General features: G+C 71.3%; 15 protein-coding genes. 9 read left to right on the plus strand and 6 right to left on the minus strand.

Translation table 11 applies throughout. The annotated features are described in order from the left end of the window. Positions 1–75: 75 nt before the first annotated feature. From leuC to ACGFYN_RS17615, 4 genes are all read left to right on the plus strand, one after another. Positions 76–1500 carry a 3-isopropylmalate dehydratase large subunit gene (gene leuC, locus ACGFYN_RS17600; protein WP_393866705.1) on the plus strand — a complete coding sequence of 475 codons (1425 nt, stop codon included), beginning with the start codon at positions 76–78 and terminating at the stop codon, positions 1498–1500. Between the two features lie 5 nt (positions 1501–1505). Next, positions 1506–2099 (plus strand): 3-isopropylmalate dehydratase small subunit, encoded by a 594-nt coding sequence (leuD, locus tag ACGFYN_RS17605; RefSeq protein ID WP_393866706.1) that lies wholly within the window; start codon positions 1506–1508, stop codon positions 2097–2099. A 274-nt stretch (positions 2100–2373) separates the two neighbouring features. Further along, the gene (locus ACGFYN_RS17610) at positions 2374–2604 is read left to right on the plus strand and encodes a hypothetical protein (protein ID WP_384269038.1); all 231 of its coding nucleotides are present in this window, start codon (positions 2374–2376) and stop codon (positions 2602–2604) included. A 137-nt stretch (positions 2605–2741) separates the two neighbouring features. Continuing rightward, positions 2742–3398, plus strand: coding sequence for an HU family DNA-binding protein (locus ACGFYN_RS17615; RefSeq protein ID WP_393866707.1), 657 nt, complete (start codon positions 2742–2744; stop codon positions 3396–3398). Positions 3399–3503: 105 nt separating this feature from the next. On the opposite strand, the gene ACGFYN_RS17620 is transcribed toward ACGFYN_RS17615, so the two are convergent. Together ACGFYN_RS17620 and cofC are read right to left on the minus strand one after the other, a co-directional pair. Further along, positions 3504–3707 carry a hypothetical protein gene (locus ACGFYN_RS17620; RefSeq protein WP_393866708.1) on the minus strand — a complete coding sequence of 68 codons (204 nt, stop codon included), beginning with the start codon at positions 3705–3707 and terminating at the stop codon, positions 3504–3506. Between the two features lie 128 nt (positions 3708–3835). Continuing rightward, positions 3836–4474: a 2-phospho-L-lactate guanylyltransferase gene (gene cofC / locus ACGFYN_RS17625; RefSeq protein ID WP_393866709.1), complete on the minus strand. Its 639-nt coding sequence runs from the start codon at positions 4472–4474 to the stop codon at positions 3836–3838. 168 nt (positions 4475–4642) lie between these two features. Here cofC and ACGFYN_RS17630 point away from each other — a divergent pair, with 168 nt between their 5' ends. From ACGFYN_RS17630 to ACGFYN_RS17640, 3 genes are read left to right on the plus strand one after another with little or no spacing between them, the layout of a single operon-like run. Next, positions 4643–5422 (plus strand): lysophospholipid acyltransferase family protein, encoded by a 780-nt coding sequence (locus ACGFYN_RS17630; protein ID WP_393866710.1) that lies wholly within the window; start codon positions 4643–4645, stop codon positions 5420–5422. Next, entirely contained in the window at positions 5419–6429 is a 1011-nt protein-coding gene (locus tag ACGFYN_RS17635) for an NAD(P)H-dependent glycerol-3-phosphate dehydrogenase (protein ID WP_393866711.1), read from the plus strand. The genes ACGFYN_RS17630 and ACGFYN_RS17635 overlap by 4 nt, the downstream gene beginning before the upstream one ends. A 59-nt stretch (positions 6430–6488) precedes the next feature. Continuing rightward, a complete protein-coding gene (locus ACGFYN_RS17640; protein WP_393866712.1) occupies positions 6489–7646 on the plus strand; it encodes a D-alanine--D-alanine ligase family protein in 1158 nt (385 codons plus the stop codon). A 54-nt stretch (positions 7647–7700) separates the two neighbouring features. Here ACGFYN_RS17640 and ACGFYN_RS17645 read toward each other — a convergent pair whose 3' ends face one another. Together ACGFYN_RS17645 and ACGFYN_RS17650 are read right to left on the minus strand one after the other, a co-directional pair. Next, a complete protein-coding gene (locus tag ACGFYN_RS17645) occupies positions 7701–8195 on the minus strand; it encodes a DUF3515 domain-containing protein (RefSeq protein ID WP_393866713.1) in 495 nt (164 codons plus the stop codon). Between the two features lie 20 nt (positions 8196–8215). Beyond that, complete coding sequence (locus tag ACGFYN_RS17650; RefSeq protein WP_003997603.1) at positions 8216–8449, minus strand: Lrp/AsnC family transcriptional regulator; 234 nt, start codon at positions 8447–8449, stop codon at positions 8216–8218. 206 nt (positions 8450–8655) lie between these two features. Here ACGFYN_RS17650 and ACGFYN_RS17655 point away from each other — a divergent pair, with 206 nt between their 5' ends. Both ACGFYN_RS17655 and thiD read left to right on the plus strand, forming a co-directional pair. After that, positions 8656–9624 (plus strand): thiamine-phosphate kinase, encoded by a 969-nt coding sequence (locus ACGFYN_RS17655; protein ID WP_393866714.1) that lies wholly within the window; start codon positions 8656–8658, stop codon positions 9622–9624. Beyond that, positions 9621–10439: a bifunctional hydroxymethylpyrimidine kinase/phosphomethylpyrimidine kinase gene (thiD, locus tag ACGFYN_RS17660; protein WP_393866715.1), complete on the plus strand. Its 819-nt coding sequence runs from the start codon at positions 9621–9623 to the stop codon at positions 10437–10439. The genes ACGFYN_RS17655 and thiD overlap by 4 nt, the downstream gene beginning before the upstream one ends. Here the strand turns inward: thiD and ACGFYN_RS17665 are convergent. Then, entirely contained in the window at positions 10402–11610 is a 1209-nt protein-coding gene (locus tag ACGFYN_RS17665; protein WP_393866716.1) for an FAD-dependent monooxygenase, read from the minus strand. The two genes, thiD and ACGFYN_RS17665, sit on opposite strands and share 38 nt — an antisense overlap. A 34-nt stretch (positions 11611–11644) precedes the next feature. Further along, complete coding sequence (locus tag ACGFYN_RS17670; RefSeq protein WP_393866717.1) at positions 11645–14638, minus strand: ATP-binding protein; 2994 nt, start codon at positions 14636–14638, stop codon at positions 11645–11647. Positions 14639–14760 lie beyond the last annotated feature (122 nt).

Genomic DNA, 14760 nt, shown 5'->3' on the forward strand with positions numbered 1-14760 from the left:
GAAATGGGGCCGGGCGTCGTCTCCTCAAGATCTCTAGCAAGGCCGGTGGACGTCGTGCCGGCCGAAGGGAAAGCGATGGGTAGGACACTCGCGGAGAAGGTCTGGGACGACCATGTCGTCCGGCGCGCCGAGGGCGAGCCCGACCTCCTCTTCATCGATCTGCACCTGCTGCACGAGGTGACCAGCCCGCAGGCCTTCGACGGTCTGCGGCACAACGGTCGCAAGGTGCGCCGCCTCGACCTCACCATCGCGACCGAGGACCACAACACCCCGACCCTCGACATCGACAAGCCCATCGCAGACCCGGTCTCCCGGGTCCAGCTGGAGACGCTGCGCAAGAACTGCGCCGACTTCGGTGTACGGCTGCACCCGCTGGGCGACGTCGAGCAGGGCGTGGTGCACGTCGTCGGCCCGCAGCTGGGTCTGACCCAGCCCGGTACGACGGTGGTTTGCGGCGACTCGCACACCTCCACGCACGGCGCCTTCGGCGCGCTGGCGTTCGGCATCGGCACCTCCCAGGTGGAGCATGTGCTGGCCACCCAGACGCTGCCGCTGGCCCGCCCCAGGACCATGGCCATCACGGTCGAGGGCGAGCTGCCCGAGGGCGTCACCGCCAAGGACCTGATCCTGGCGATCATCGCCCGGATCGGCACGGGCGGCGGCCAGGGCTACATCCTGGAATACCGCGGCTCCGCCATCGAGAAGCTCTCGATGGAGGCCCGGATGACCATCTGCAACATGTCGATCGAGGCCGGTGCCCGCGCGGGCATGATCGCCCCGGACGAGACCACCTTCGAGTACATCAAGGGCCGCGCCCACGCTCCCGAGGGCGAGGACTGGGACGCCGCGGTCGCGTACTGGAAGACGCTGAAGACGGACGAGGACGCCGAGTTCGACGCCGAGGTCGTCATCGACGCCGCGGCGCTGTCGCCGTTCGTCACCTGGGGCACCAACCCCGGCCAGGGCGCGCCGCTTTCGGCGTCCGTCCCCGATCCGGCTTCGTACGAAGACGCTTCGGAGCGCCTCGCCGCCGAAAAGGCCCTGGAATACATGGGGTTGGAGGCCGGGCAGCCGCTGCGCTCCATCGACGTGGACACCGTCTTCGTAGGTTCCTGCACCAACGGCCGTATCGAGGATCTGCGTGCCGCGGCGGCGATCGTCGAGGGCCGCAAAGTCGCCGACGGTGTACGGATGCTGGTCGTCCCGGGCTCCGCGCGGGTGGGCCTGCAGGCCGTCTCCGAGGGTCTGGACGTCGTCTTCAAGGAGGCCGGCGCCGAATGGCGGCACGCGGGCTGCTCGATGTGCCTGGGCATGAACCCGGACCAGCTGGCCCCGGGTGAGCGCTCCGCGTCCACCTCCAACCGCAACTTCGAGGGCCGGCAGGGCAAGGGCGGTCGTACGCACCTGGTCTCGCCGCAGGTCGCCGCCGCGACCGCGGTCCTGGGGCACCTGGCCTCGCCCGCCGACCTGTCCGACGCCCCCGCGCCCGCTGGAGTCTGAGAGTCATGGAAGCATTCACCACGCACACCGGCCGGGCCGTCCCGCTGCGCCGCTCCAACGTCGACACCGACCAGATCATCCCTGCTCACTGGCTCAAGAAGGTGACCCGGGACGGTTTCGAGGACGGGTTGTTCGAGGCCTGGCGCAAGGACGGGAACTTCATCCTCAACCGCCCCGAGCGGCAGGGCGCCACGGTCCTGGTCGCCGGCCCCGACTTCGGCACCGGCTCCTCCCGCGAGCACGCGGTGTGGGCGCTGCAGAACTACGGCTTCAAGACCGTGATCTCGTCCCGCTTCGCCGACATCTTCCGCGGCAACTCGCTGAAGAACGGCCTGCTCACGGTCGTTCTGGAGCAGAAGATCGTGGAGGCGCTGCAGGAACTCACGGAGCAGGACCCGCAGGCCGAGATCACCGTCGACCTCGAGGCCCGCGAGGTGCGCGCCGAGGGCATCACCGCCCCCTTCGAGCTCGACGAGAACTCCCGCTGGCGGCTGCTGAACGGGCTGGACGACATCTCCATCACCCTCCAGAACGAGGCGGACATCGCCACGTACGAGGCCAAGCGCCCGTCGTACAAGCCGCGGACGCTCAAGGTCTGATCCAGGCCGGTCCGCGGCGCCGGAACCTGACGGGTTTCGGCCACCGGAACACCCCGATGTACCCCCGATCGGCCCGATCGGGGGTACATCTGTTTCTGGGCCCGAACGGCTTGGAACCCTCTTGCTTTTTCTCTCAACTTCCCACGTTACGACGGCCGTTGTGTGGGTAGCCGTGCTCTGTGGACACCACGTCCGGCTTTGCCGGGAAGGCCGTTTGAGGCATCAGTTGCTACCCCCGCAGGCGACAACTCGCCCCAGATGGCACAATCTGTGCATGGAACACGACGGCCAACTCGAGCTCTACACGGCAGTCGCGGACCGACTGAAGGAAGCGCACTCCCGAGTGCGCGCACTGCAAGTCCCGGAGGGCGTACGGATGGCGCTGACCCGGAAGCTGCTGGTCATTACGGCCGCGGCCAAGCACGATCTCGCCGACGCGGCAAGGCGTCTGGAGGCGTTCAACACGGACCTGGAGAAGGGGTGCATCCCTGAAGAGGACCGCTGAACGCAGCCGGAGCAGTCGAGTTCGTTGCGGCGCACGGGTGATTAGCCCGTTTCGTGTTTGATTTGCGGTATATATCTGCCTAACGTGCGAAAAAGCTTGAACACTTTCGTTCTGGCGATGTCTCCGAAGGGGAAGACGTGAACAAGGCGCAGCTCGTAGAAGCGATTGCCGACAAGGTAGGTGGCCGTCAGCAGGCCGCCGAGGCTGTCGACGCGGTCCTGGACGCCATCGTCCGCGCGACCGTTGCCGGAGACCGTGTCTCGGTCACCGGTTTCGGCTCGTTCGAGAAGGTCGACCGTCCGGCCCGCTACGCCCGCAACCCGCAGACGGGCGAGCGGGTTCGGGTCAAGAAGACCTCTGTTCCGCGCTTCCGCGCGGGCCAGGGCTTCAAGGACCTGGTGAGCGGCTCGAAGAAGCTCCCGCGCGGCGGCGAGGTCGCCGTCAAGAAGGCGCCCAAGGGCAGCCTGACCGGTGGCGCTTCGGCGACCGTCAAGAAGGCCGCCGCGAAGAAGGCGACCGCCAAGAAGGCCGCGCCGGCCACGGCGAAGAAGACCGCGGCGAAGAAGACGACGGCCAAGAAGGCCACGGGCGCCGCCAAGAAGTCGACCGCGAAGAAGACCACGGCGAAGAAGGCCACGGGCGCCGCGAAGACCTCCGCGGCCAAGAAGACCACCGCCAAGAAGGCCACCGCGAAGAAGGCTCCGGCGAAGAAGGCGACGGCCAAGAAGGCCCCCGCCAAGAAGTCGACCGCTCGCAAGACCACCGCCAAGAAGGCCACCGCCCGTAAGCGGTAAGGGCACAGGGGCACTCACGCGCCGGGCCGGACTCCTCATCGGAGCCCGGCCCGCGGCGTGTTCGGGGTTGGTTCAAAGCGGCCTCAGAACGTCCGCAGAGCGCCCTCAGAAGGTCTGGAGCGTCACCAGCGTGATGCGGGGGCTGTCCTTGGTGCCCTCCAGCTCGATGCGCACGCGCTGCCCGGGGCGCAGCAGCCGGAGGCCTCCGGCGTCGAAGGCCGCGGCGTCGAAGGGGACGGGGGTGCCGTCGTCCAGCAGCACGCTGCCGTCGCGGGTGTTGGGGTCGTAGGTGTACGCCGTGGCCTGCATGACGGCCAGCCTAATGTGCGGTTGGGTTCGGGGCCTGTTGTGGGGCTTGCGGTCCGGTGCCGGTGCGGATTCGTCGTGGTCGGACGCGCAGTTCCCCACCCGCCCGGGGAGTGCGGCCCAGGGCGCTCTCAGGATTCCGGGATCAGCAGCCCCGCCGACAAGGCTGCCGTCCGGGGGCCCACGCCCAGGGCCAATGCCGCCCGCAGGTCTGCGCCGGTGTCGACGTCCTGGCGTACGGAATCGACTGCGTCGAGGATCAGTTCCTCGGCTCCGGAGGCTCGGTGGCGGGCGCGGGAATCGGGACCGAATGCCGGGAGCAATTCCTGGGCGGGAGCGGCGGCCAGCAAGGTGGTGCCGATTGCGGCCGCATCGGCGAGAAAAGCGCGGGGGAATTCGGCGGCCGCGTCCAGTACGCGGAGCAATTCCAGGGGGCGTAGTGCCGGAAGATCGGCGTTCAGGGTCGCGACGGGACTTTCGGGGCGTGTGGTGCGTACCGCTCCCACGCCGTGCGCCAGCGCCGCGTTGAGGCCGCCCCGGGGTTCGTCGGGGACGATCCGGGCGCCCAGCGCGGACAGCTCGCGTCCGGCCAGGGAATCGTCCGTGACGACCGCCACATCGCGCACCGCCGGGCAGGCCAGCGCGGCCGCCACGGTGTCCTGGGCGAAGGCGAGGGCGAGGCCCGGGCGCAGCCCGTCGGCGGCAGTGTCCGCGAGCCTGCTCTTGGCCCGCGTCAGGGGTTTCAGGGGTATGACCAAGGTCCACTGCACCGGTGTTCCGTCCCTCTCTTGTCGCGGCCATTGTCACTCAGCCGTCACCTCGGCCATCTGGCGGCGCCGCCGTCGGGGCGTACGGTGTTCTCGACAGACCGGCGGCCTGGGGTGACACTTGTGCGGCTCCTGGTCCGAGGTTCTTGACCCATAGAGGAAGGTGCGCGCGTGCCCCGCCGCAGAATCGGCTTCTGGTACCGCTTCGCCGCGGTGCTCTGCAAACCGCCGTTGGTGGTTCTGATCAAGCGGGACTGGCGTGGAATGGAGCACATTCCGGCCGACGGTGGATTTATCACCGCGGTGAACCACAATTCCCATGTGGATCCCTTCGCGTACGCGCACTATCAGTACAACACCAAGCGGGTTCCGCGATTCCTGGCGAAGAGCGGCCTTTTCAAGAAGGGATTCGTCGGTGCCGCGATGCGCGGCACCGGGCAGATCCCCGTCTACCGCGAGACCACGGACGCGCTCAGCGCCTTCCGGGCCGCGATCGACGCCGTGGAGCGCGGCGAGTGCGTCGCCTTCTATCCCGAGGGCACCATCACCCGGGACCCCGACCAGTGGCCCATGGTCGGCAAGACCGGTGCCGCGCGCGTCGCCCTGACGACCAGGTGCCCGGTGATCCCGATCGCGCAGTGGGGCGCCAACGAACTGCTGCCGCCGTACGCGAAGAAGCCCAACCTCCGCCCGCGCAAGACCCATCACGTGCTCGCCGGCCCGCCCGTCGACCTCGCGCGCTTCTACGACCGGGAGATGACTCCCGAGCTGCTGAAGGAGGCGACCGAGGTCATCATGGCCGCCATCACCCGCCAGCTGGAGGAGATCCGCGGCGCGAAGGCGCCCGCGACGCCCTACGACCCGCGGCGCGAGCGGATCGAGCAGCGACGCAGGACGCAGTCGCAGGGCGACCGGCAGAACGCCGGGCAGGAAGAGGGGCAGAGCACGTGAGCAAGCCGGTCAAGGCGGCCGTCTTCGGCACCGGTTCGTGGGGCACGGCGTTCGCCATGGTGCTCGCCGACGCGGGGTGCGAGGTCACCCTGTGGGGACGGCGCGCGGAACTCGCGGAAGCGGTCAACTCCACGCGTACGAACCCCGACTACCTTCCCGGTGTCGAACTCCCGGGCGGCGTAAGGGCGACGACGGACGCAGCCGAGGCCGCGCGCGGCGCCGACTTCGCCGTCCTCGCGGTCCCCTCGCAGACGCTGCGCGGCAACCTCGCCGAGTGGGCACCGCTGCTCGCCCCCGACACCGTCCTGGTGTCGCTCATGAAGGGCGTCGAACTTGGCTCCGCCATGCGGATGAGCGAGGTGATCGAGGACGTCGCCAAGGTGCGCGCCGACCGGATCGCCGTCGTCACCGGGCCCAACCTCGCGCGGGAGATCGCCGCCCGCATGCCGGCGGCCGCTGTGGTCGCCTGCACCGACGAGGCGGTCGCCCAGCGGCTCCAGGCCGCCTGCCACACGCCGTACTTCCGGCCGTACACCAACACGGACGTGGTCGGCTGCGAGCTCGGCGGTGCGGTGAAGAACGTCATCGGGCTCGCCGTCGGCATCGCGGACGGCATGGGCCTCGGCGACAACGCGAAGGGCTCGCTCATCACGCGCGGGCTCGCCGAGACCACCCGGCTCGGCATGGCGCTCGGCGCCGACCCGCTGACCTTCTCCGGACTCGCGGGTCTGGGCGACCTGGTGGCCACCTGCTCCTCGCCGCTGTCGCGCAACCACACCTTCGGCACCAACCTCGGCAAGGGCATGACCCTGCAGGAGACCATCGCGGTCACCCGGCAGACCGCCGAGGGCGTCAAGTCCTGTGAGTCCGTGCTGGATCTGGCGCGCAGGCACGGCGTCGACATGCCGATCACCGAGACGGTCGTCGCCATCGTGCACGAGGGCAAGTCCCCGGTGGTCGCCGTCAAGGAGCTGATGTCGCGCAGCGCGAAGCCCGAACGACGCTGAGCGACGCCCCCCGTGGGACGCTGTCTTGGGGCACTACCAACGGGTACTCTCAACCCGATATGAGCACCGAGAACCTCCCCCAGAACCCTGAGCAGCCGCCTCGCAAGCCGCGCGTGGCCGTCGTGTTCGGCGGGCGCAGCTCCGAACACGGGATCTCCGTGGTCACCGCCGGGGCCGTCCTGCGCGCCGTCGACCGGACCAAGTACGACGTCCTGCCGATCGGCATCACCAAGGACGGCCGCTGGGCCCTCACCGCCGACGAACCGGACCGCATGGCGATCACCGACCGCCGTACCCCCGACGTCGAGGAGCTGGCCGAGTCCGACGAGGGCGGTGTGGTGCTCCCCGTCGACCCCGGGAACCGCGAAGTCGTCTACAGCGAACCCGGATCGGTGCCCAAGGCGCTCGGTGAGGTCGACGTCGTCTTCCCCGTCCTGCACGGCCCCTACGGCGAGGACGGCACCCTTCAGGGCCTGCTGGAGCTCTCCGGCGTCCCGTACGTGGGTTCGGGTGTGCTCGCCTCGGCCGTCGGCCAGGACAAGGAGTACATGAAGCGGGTGTTCACCTCCTTCGGGCTCAAGGTCGGCCCGTACGTGGTGATCAGGCCGCGCGAGTGGGAGCGCGGCGAGGCGGCGGCCCGCAAGAAGATCGTCGACTTCGCGGGCGAGCACGGCTGGCCGCTCTTCGTGAAGCCCGCCCGCGCGGGCTCGTCGATCGGCATCACCAAGGTCGACGACATCTCCGGTCTCGGGGACGCGATCGCCGAGGCCCAGCGGCACGACCCGAAGATCCTCGTGGAGGCGGCGCTGCGCGGCCGCGAGATCGAGTGCGGGGTGCTGGACTTCGAGGACGGTCCACGCGCGAGCGTGCCCTCGGAGATCCCGCCGCCGGACACGCACGCGTACTACGACTTCGAGGCGAAGTACATCGACTCGACCCCCGGCATCGTGCCGGCGCCGCTGACGCCCGAGGAGACCGCCGAGGTGCAGCGGCTCGCGGTGGCGGCCTTCGAGGCCGCGTCCTGCGAGGGACTGGTGCGCGCGGACTTCTTCCTCACCGAGGACGGCGAGTTCGTGATCAACGAGATCAACACGATGCCCGGCATGACCCCGATCTCGATGTACCCGCAGATGTGGCAGGCGAGCGGGATCAGTTACCCCGAGCTGGTGGACCAGCTGATCGAGGCGGCGCTGCGCAGGTCCACGGGCCTGCGCTGACCGCAGCCCGTTGCCGTAGGCCGTTGTCGGTGGGCCGTTGTCGGTAGGCCGCTGTCAGGAGGCGATCCCCTCGGGGATCGCCTTCTTCACTGCCGGAGCCAGGTCGACCAGCGGCGCCATGCCGTCTGCCGTACGGCCCTTGGGGATGGTCACTTCCACGTACGCGGTGCGCAGCGTGGTGGTGAAGCGGAACGAGCCGTCGGTCTGTTTCTGCAGCAGCCAGCCGACTCCGTCGACCTCGACGCCGTCGGCCTCCGGGTCGGACATCTCGGCGGGCCGCTCGACACCGCAGCGCAGTATGATCGCCGGGCCGCCCCAGCCCGCGGTCAGCGCGGAGGCGGGTTCGGGATCCCGGCGATCCTGGCCGTCGGCCTTGGACGGCAGCACCTTGTCCAGGTTCTGACACAGCTTGGTGACCTTCGCGCCCGGGCCTGGAACCGCGGCCCGGGCGCTGTCGTCTGCTGAGGAGCAGCCCGTTGCCGTGATCAGTGCGGCGGCGAGGACGGGCAGCCCGAGAACGAGTCGGCGCCGGTGACGGATGGAGTTCACCGGCCAAGGGTAGACGGGGGCTACAGATGGACGACCGGGCAGGTCAGGGTGCGGGTGATCCCGTCCACTTGCTGGACTTTGGCGACCACCATGCGGCCGAGGTCGTCCACGGTGTCCGCCTGGGCCCGCACGATCACGTCATAAGGTCCTGTCACGTCCTCGGCCTGGATGACTCCAGGGATCTTGCTGATCGTCTCGGCGACGGTCGACGCCTTGCCGACCTCCGTCTGGATCAGGATGTACGCCTGTACCACGGAACCTCCAGGGCGGCCACGAGGATCATGTGGGGAAAAGGAACGCCACGGTATCGCGTCGCCGCACGCCGCGGGGAGACCTGCGCGAGCCAGGGTCCACGCGCCGGGGCACAGGCACGACAGAAGTTGACGGACACCTCGACGGTATCGAGGACACTGATGACGCGCGACCGGGAACTGCACGGGACAGAAGGGGAGCAAGGGCAATGAAGGGCACTGTTGGTGAGCTCGGGGAGTTCGGGCTCATCAGGGAGCTCACCTCCCGTCTCACCACCACCCCCGCGGTCCGGGTCGGCCCCGGCGACGACGCCGCGGTGGTCGCCGCGCCCGACCGCAGGGTCGTGGCCAGCACCGACATCCTCCTGGAGGGGCGGCACTTCCGCCGCGACTGGTCCACCGCCTACGACGTCGGGCGCAAGGCGGCCGCGCAGAACCTCGCGGACATCGCCGCGATGGGTGCCGTGCCGACCGCGCTGCTGCTCGGCCTGGTCGTCCCGGCCGAACTCCCGGTCACCTGGCCGAGCGAGCTCATGGACGGGCTGCGCGACGAGTGCCAGGTCGCGGGCGCCTCGGTGGTCGGCGGCGATGTCGTACGAGGCGACACGATCATGGTGTCGATCACCGCGCTCGGCGATCTGCGCAACCAGGAGCCGATCACCCGGGGCGGCGCCCAGCCCGGCGACCGCGTCGCCGTCACCGGCTGGCTCGGCTGGTCCGCCGCCGGGTACGCCGTGCTCTCCCGCGGATTCCGCTCGCCCCGCGCCTTCGTGGAGGCGCACCGGCGTCCAGAGCCGCCGTACCACGCGGGTCCGGCCGCCGCGGGGCTGGGGGCGACCGCGATGTGCGACGTCAGCGACGGCCTGATCGCCGATCTCGGGCACATCGCCGAGGCCAGCAAGGTGCGGATCGACATCCGCTCCGGCGCGATCGACATCCCCTCGCAGATGAACGACATCGGTCAGGCCGTCGGCGTCGACCCCATGCAGTGGGTGCTGACCGGGGGAGAGGACCACGCCATCGTCGCCACCTTCCCGCCGGACGTGAAGCTGCCCGCCCGCTGGAAGGTGATCGGCGAGGTGCTCAACCCCTCGGCGCTGCCCCAGGTGACGGTGGACGGGGCGCCGTGGACCAGCAAGGGCGGCTGGGACCACTTCGGCGGGGACATCGAGTCATGAACGCGCCGCCCAGGGTGCTGACCGTCGCGGGATCCGATTCCGGCGGAGGGGCGGGAATCCAGGCAGACTTGAAGACGATGCTCGCGCTTGGTGTGCACGGCATGAGCGTCGTCACGGCGGTCACCGCGCAGAACTCGCTGGGTGTGCAAGGGGCTTGGGAGCTGCCGGTGGAGGCGGTGCGGGCGCAGTACCGCAGCGTCGTCGACGACATCGGCGTCCAGGCGGTCAAGACCGGGATGCTGTCCTCGGCCGAACTCGTCGAGGCCGTGGCCGAGTTGATCGGCGGGACGGATGTTCCGGCGGTCGTCGACCCGGTGGGCGTCTCCAAGCACGGGGACCCGCTGCTGGCGGCCTCCGCGCTGGACTCCGTACGGACGAAGCTGCTGCCTCTCGCGACGGTGGCGACGCCGAACCTCGACGAGGTCGCCCAACTCGCCGGTGTCCGGGTCGAGTCGGAGGCGGACCTGCGCGAGGCCGCGGCGGCCGTCCTGTCGTACGGACCCACGTGGGTGCTCGTCAAGGGCGGTCATCTCGCCGGTGACGCGGTGGACCTGCTGACCGACGGCTCCGAGGAGCACTGGCTGCGCGCTCCCCGCCACGACAACCGGCACACGCACGGCACGGGCTGCACCCTCGCGTCCGCGATCGCGTCGCAGCTCGCGAAGGGGCAGCCCGTGCCGGAGGCCGTGGCGACGGCCAAGGAGTACGTCACCGGGGCGATCGCGGCCGGCTTCGCGCTCGGCGGCGGGATCGGGCCCGTGGACCACGGCTGGGCTCTCAGCAGGGGTTCTCGAAGGGGTACTCCCTCAGCTTGATCCCGGTCGCCGCCTTCTCGGTCAGCCGCTTGAAGAAGCGGGCCAGCGGTCGGGAGGCGAGGATCCGGTACATCCGGTCGCGGCTGCGGATGCGCCGCTCGGTCGCCGGGGCGAAGAACGGGCCCGCGTTGCCGGAGATCTTCTGGCAGCCCTTGGCGAAGTCCCGGACGCGCGTCTCGTACTCGGCGAAGGCGATGCGGAAGTCGCCGCCCGCGAGGGCGAGTTCACCCGCCAGCACATACGCGCCGACGATCGCCACACCCGTGCCCGTGCCGCCCATGGTCGCCCCGTACCCGGCGTCCCCGAGCAGCGCCACCCGCCCCTTGGTCAGGCGGTCGACGTGGATCTGGGCGATCGCGTCGAAGTACACGTCGTCGGCCTCCTCCAGCGCCTTGAGGACGGCCGGGGTCTGCCAGCCCATCCCGGCGAAGCGCTCCGCCAGGATCCGCTTGACCGCCGTGACGTCACGGCGGTCGTACGAGAGCTCCTCGGAGCGGAAGACCAGCAGCGCGCCCGCACGGTCCGGGTCGCCGTCGTAGTTGCCGATGCAGACCGCGCGGCCGGGCTCGCTGTAGAGCCGGCCGGTGCGGATCAGGCCGAGGTCGTTGGGGACGTCGAAGCCGGCCACGTAGTGGTCGAAGAAGCGCAGGTGCCGGGATTCGTCGCCGAAGGCGAGGCGGCGGGTGTTGGAGTGCAGTCCGTCCGCGCCGACGACGAGGTCGAAGCGGCGGGGCGCGCCCTTCTCGAAGGTGACGCCGACGCCGTCCGCGTCCTCGGTGAGCGAGGTGATCGAGTCGCCGAAGACGTACTCGACGTCGTCCTTGGTGCGCTCGTACATGATCTGCGCGAGCTCGCCGCGGAAGATCTCCACATCGCCGCTCATCAGCTCGGCGGGCAGGTCCACGCACGGGGTGCCGTCGGCGTCGACGACGGTCTGGCGGCCCATGTGGGTCTGGCGGGCGTGGACTTCGTCCCAGATGCCCATGGCGGTGAGGACGGTGCGGTGGACATGGCCGCGGAAGTCGACCGCGAAGCCGCCGCCGCGCAGTGCGGGCGCCTTCTCGACGACGGTGACCCGCGCGCCGAGACGCGCGAGGTTCAGGGCGAGGGCGGGACCGGCGACGCTCGCGCCGGAGACCAGGACACTGAGGTGGCTGAGGTTCTTCGTCATGCGGTGAGCCTCGGCGGCCGCGCTGACCGTCCTCCTACCGTTCGCTGACCGCCGCTGACCGCAGCCGTCCGCCCTGCTCGAAGGCCTGCGCGTAGGCCTCGGGCGACAGCTTTTCGCGTACGTGCCTCTCGGTCCGTACGAGGTCGGGGTCGCCCTCGACGCGCATGCCGCGCAGGGCGCTCGCGGCGCCGAGCAGGACGGCGGCGCGCTCGGCGGAGCCGGCGACGGACGCCAGCGCCTCGGCCGCGTCGGCCAGTTCCAGGTCACCCGGCCCCTCGACGGCGAGTTCCGCGGCCTGCCGGAACCACTCGCGGGCCTCCTCGGCATGCCCCTCGGCGACGGCCGTGCGGCCGAGCCCGATGAGGATGCGGACCGTCTCGCCGACACTGAACCAGTTGGCGGCACACTCCTGGAGGGCGTTCTCGTAGTGCACGCGCGCGCGTGCCGTGTCCCCGGCGAGCCGCGCGGCGTCACCGAGGCCGCGCCGCGCCGCCGCCGCCTTGTCGGGGAGCCCGGCGCCGCGGGCCAGCGTCAGCGCCTGCGCGAAGTGGGCCTCGGCGCCCGCCTGGTCGCCACCGTGCAGCAGGACGGTGCCGCGGGTGCGCAGCAGGTCCGCGGTCTCCTCCGGGGAGGCCAGCTCCCGGACGTACGCCAGCCCCTCGTCGAGCAGTTCCAGCGCGCGCCGTGCCTGCCCGCGCGCGTGGGCGAACATCCCCAGCGAATCGAGGCAGTTGGCCATGCCCCAGCGGTCGCCCACGGCCCGGAAGCCCTCCAGCGCCCGCGCGAAGCTCGCCTCGGAATCCCGCGGCCGGCCCGCGAACTGCGCCCGGAAGCCCAGTCCCACGTCCAGCAGGGCCCGCGCCCAGGGCTCCTTGCCGGCCAGCGCCAGGGCGTGGTCGTCGGCGTAGGGGCGCGGACCGGCCGCCACCGACCACAGCACGAGGACGTACGGCAGCCGCAGCGGCCCCCGGTATGCGTCGAGGACGGTGTCCACGCGTGCGACGAGGTCAGGGGCGTCGCCCTCGCCGGAGAGCGTGTTGATCGCGCACAGGACGTACTCCTCCGCCAGGCCCGGTGGCGGGGCGTCCCCGATGGCGGTCAGCAACTCCCGCGCGGTGGCCACCTGTTCGCCGTGCAGCCCGCGCAGCCGCCAGAACCAGGACAGGGCCGCCGCGAGGCGCAGGGCGTCCTCGGGGGCGCCACCGACGAGGTGCCGCAGCGCCGCGACCAGGTTGCCGTGCTCGGCGGTCAGCCGGTCCAGCCAGGGCAGCTGACCGCCGCCCCGCAGCTGTGGCTCCGCACGCTCGGCGAGTCGCAGGAAGTACCCGGCGTGCGCGTCCGCCAGATCGCCCCGCGCGGGCAGGTCCTCCGCGGCGAACGCCCTGATCGTCTCCAGCATCCGGTAGCGCCCCTCGGACACCTCCAGGAACGACTTCTCGACCAGCGAGGCCAGCACGTCCTCCGGGTAGGGCAGCGCGCACACCGCCTCCACCGCCTCCAGCGTCGCGCCGCCGGAGAACACGGTCAGCCGCCGCGCCAGCTCCCGCTCCTCCTCGTCGAGCAGGTCCCAGCTCCACTCCACCACCGCGCGCAGGGTGCGGTGCCGGGGCGCCTTGGAGCGGTCTCCCCGGGACAGCAGCCGGAACCGGTCGTCCAGGCGGTCCGCCAGCTCGTCCGGGGTCAGCGTGCGCAGCCGGGCCGCGGCCAGCTCGATGGCGAGGGGGAGCCCGTCGAGGGCGGCACAGATGCCGGGCACGCGCGCGTGGGACCCGAAACCGGGACGTACGGCGCGGGCGCGGTCCACGAAGAGCCGCTCCGCCGGCTCCGGTTGCAGCGGTGGCACGGGGACCAGCATCTCGCCGGTGATCCCGAGGGACTCCCGGCTGGTGGCGAGGACGCGCATGCCGGGGCAGGTGCCGAGCAGCAGCGCGGCGACGCGGGCGGCGTCCTCGACCAGGTGCTCGCAGTTGTCGAGGACGAGCAGCAGCTCGCGGTCCTCCAGCGCCGCCAGCAGCCGGTCCGTGCCGTCGGTGGCGGGCGTGCGGAAGCCCTCGCGCACCCCGAGCGCGGTCAGGACGGCGTACGGGATGCGGGTGCCGTCGGCGAGCGGCGCCAGCTCGACGAAGCAGACTCCCGCATGCTGCCGCGCCGTCTCGATCGCCAGCCGGGTCTTGCCCGCGCCGCCCGGGCCGGTGAGCGTGACCAGACGGGCGTCGGCCGCCAGGAGGGCGGCGATCCGGGCGAGTTCGCCCTCGCGGCCGACGAAGCGGGTCAGCTGGACGGGCAGGCGGCGCCGCTCCTCAGCACCGCCCTGGAGCAGCTCCAGATGCAGCGCGGACAGCTCGGGCGAGGGATCGGCGCCCAGCTCGTCCGCGAGCGTGCGCCGGGCGTCCTCGTACACCGTGAGCGCCTCGGCCGGACGCCCGCTCGCGTGCAGCGCCCGCATCAGCTGCCCGTACAGCCGCTCGCTCAGCGGGTGTTCCGACAGCAGCGCCCGCAGCTCCGGTACCAGCTCCGGGCCGCCGCCGAGCGCGAGGTCCGCCTCGATCCGGTCCTGCACGGCGGCCCGTCTCAGCTCGTCGAGCCGGGCCTTCTCGGCGTGCGCGTCCGGCAGGTCGGGCAGCGCCGGGCCGCGCCACAGGGCGAGCGCGTCCCGGAGCAGGGCCGCCGCGCGCGCGTGGTCACCGGCGGCGGAGGCGGCCCGCCCCTCCTGGGAGAGGTGCTCGAAGCGGTGGGCGTCGACGGAGTCGGGCGGCGCCGCGAGACGATAGCCGGCGGCGACCGCCTCGATGTCGGTGTGCGGAGCCAGGCGCCCGCGCAGCCGGGAGATCTGCGACTGGAGGGCGTTGGCGGCCCCGGCGGGCGGCTCGGCGCCGTAGAGCCCGTCGGTCAGCCGCTGCGTGGACACCGGGTGGCCGGCGTCGAGGAGCAGCAGGGAGAGCAGCGCCCGGGGGCGGGGTCCGCCCGGGTCCAGTGGGGAGCCGTCGTCGGTGCGTACGTCCAGGGGGCCCAGGATGCCGAAGCGCATTCACATGATTCTGGCAGGTCGCCGCGGTGCCGAGGGTGGCTTTCGGGCACAGCAAAAAGCCGGCCCACCCGAGGGTGGACCGGCTCAGTGCAGCGAACCAGCAGTGGCCGCGCGCTCAGCTG

Origin of the sequence: Streptomyces sp. NPDC048419 (assembly GCF_043200415.1) — a bacterium.
Taxonomy (GTDB): domain Bacteria; phylum Actinomycetota; class Actinomycetes; order Streptomycetales; family Streptomycetaceae; genus Streptomyces.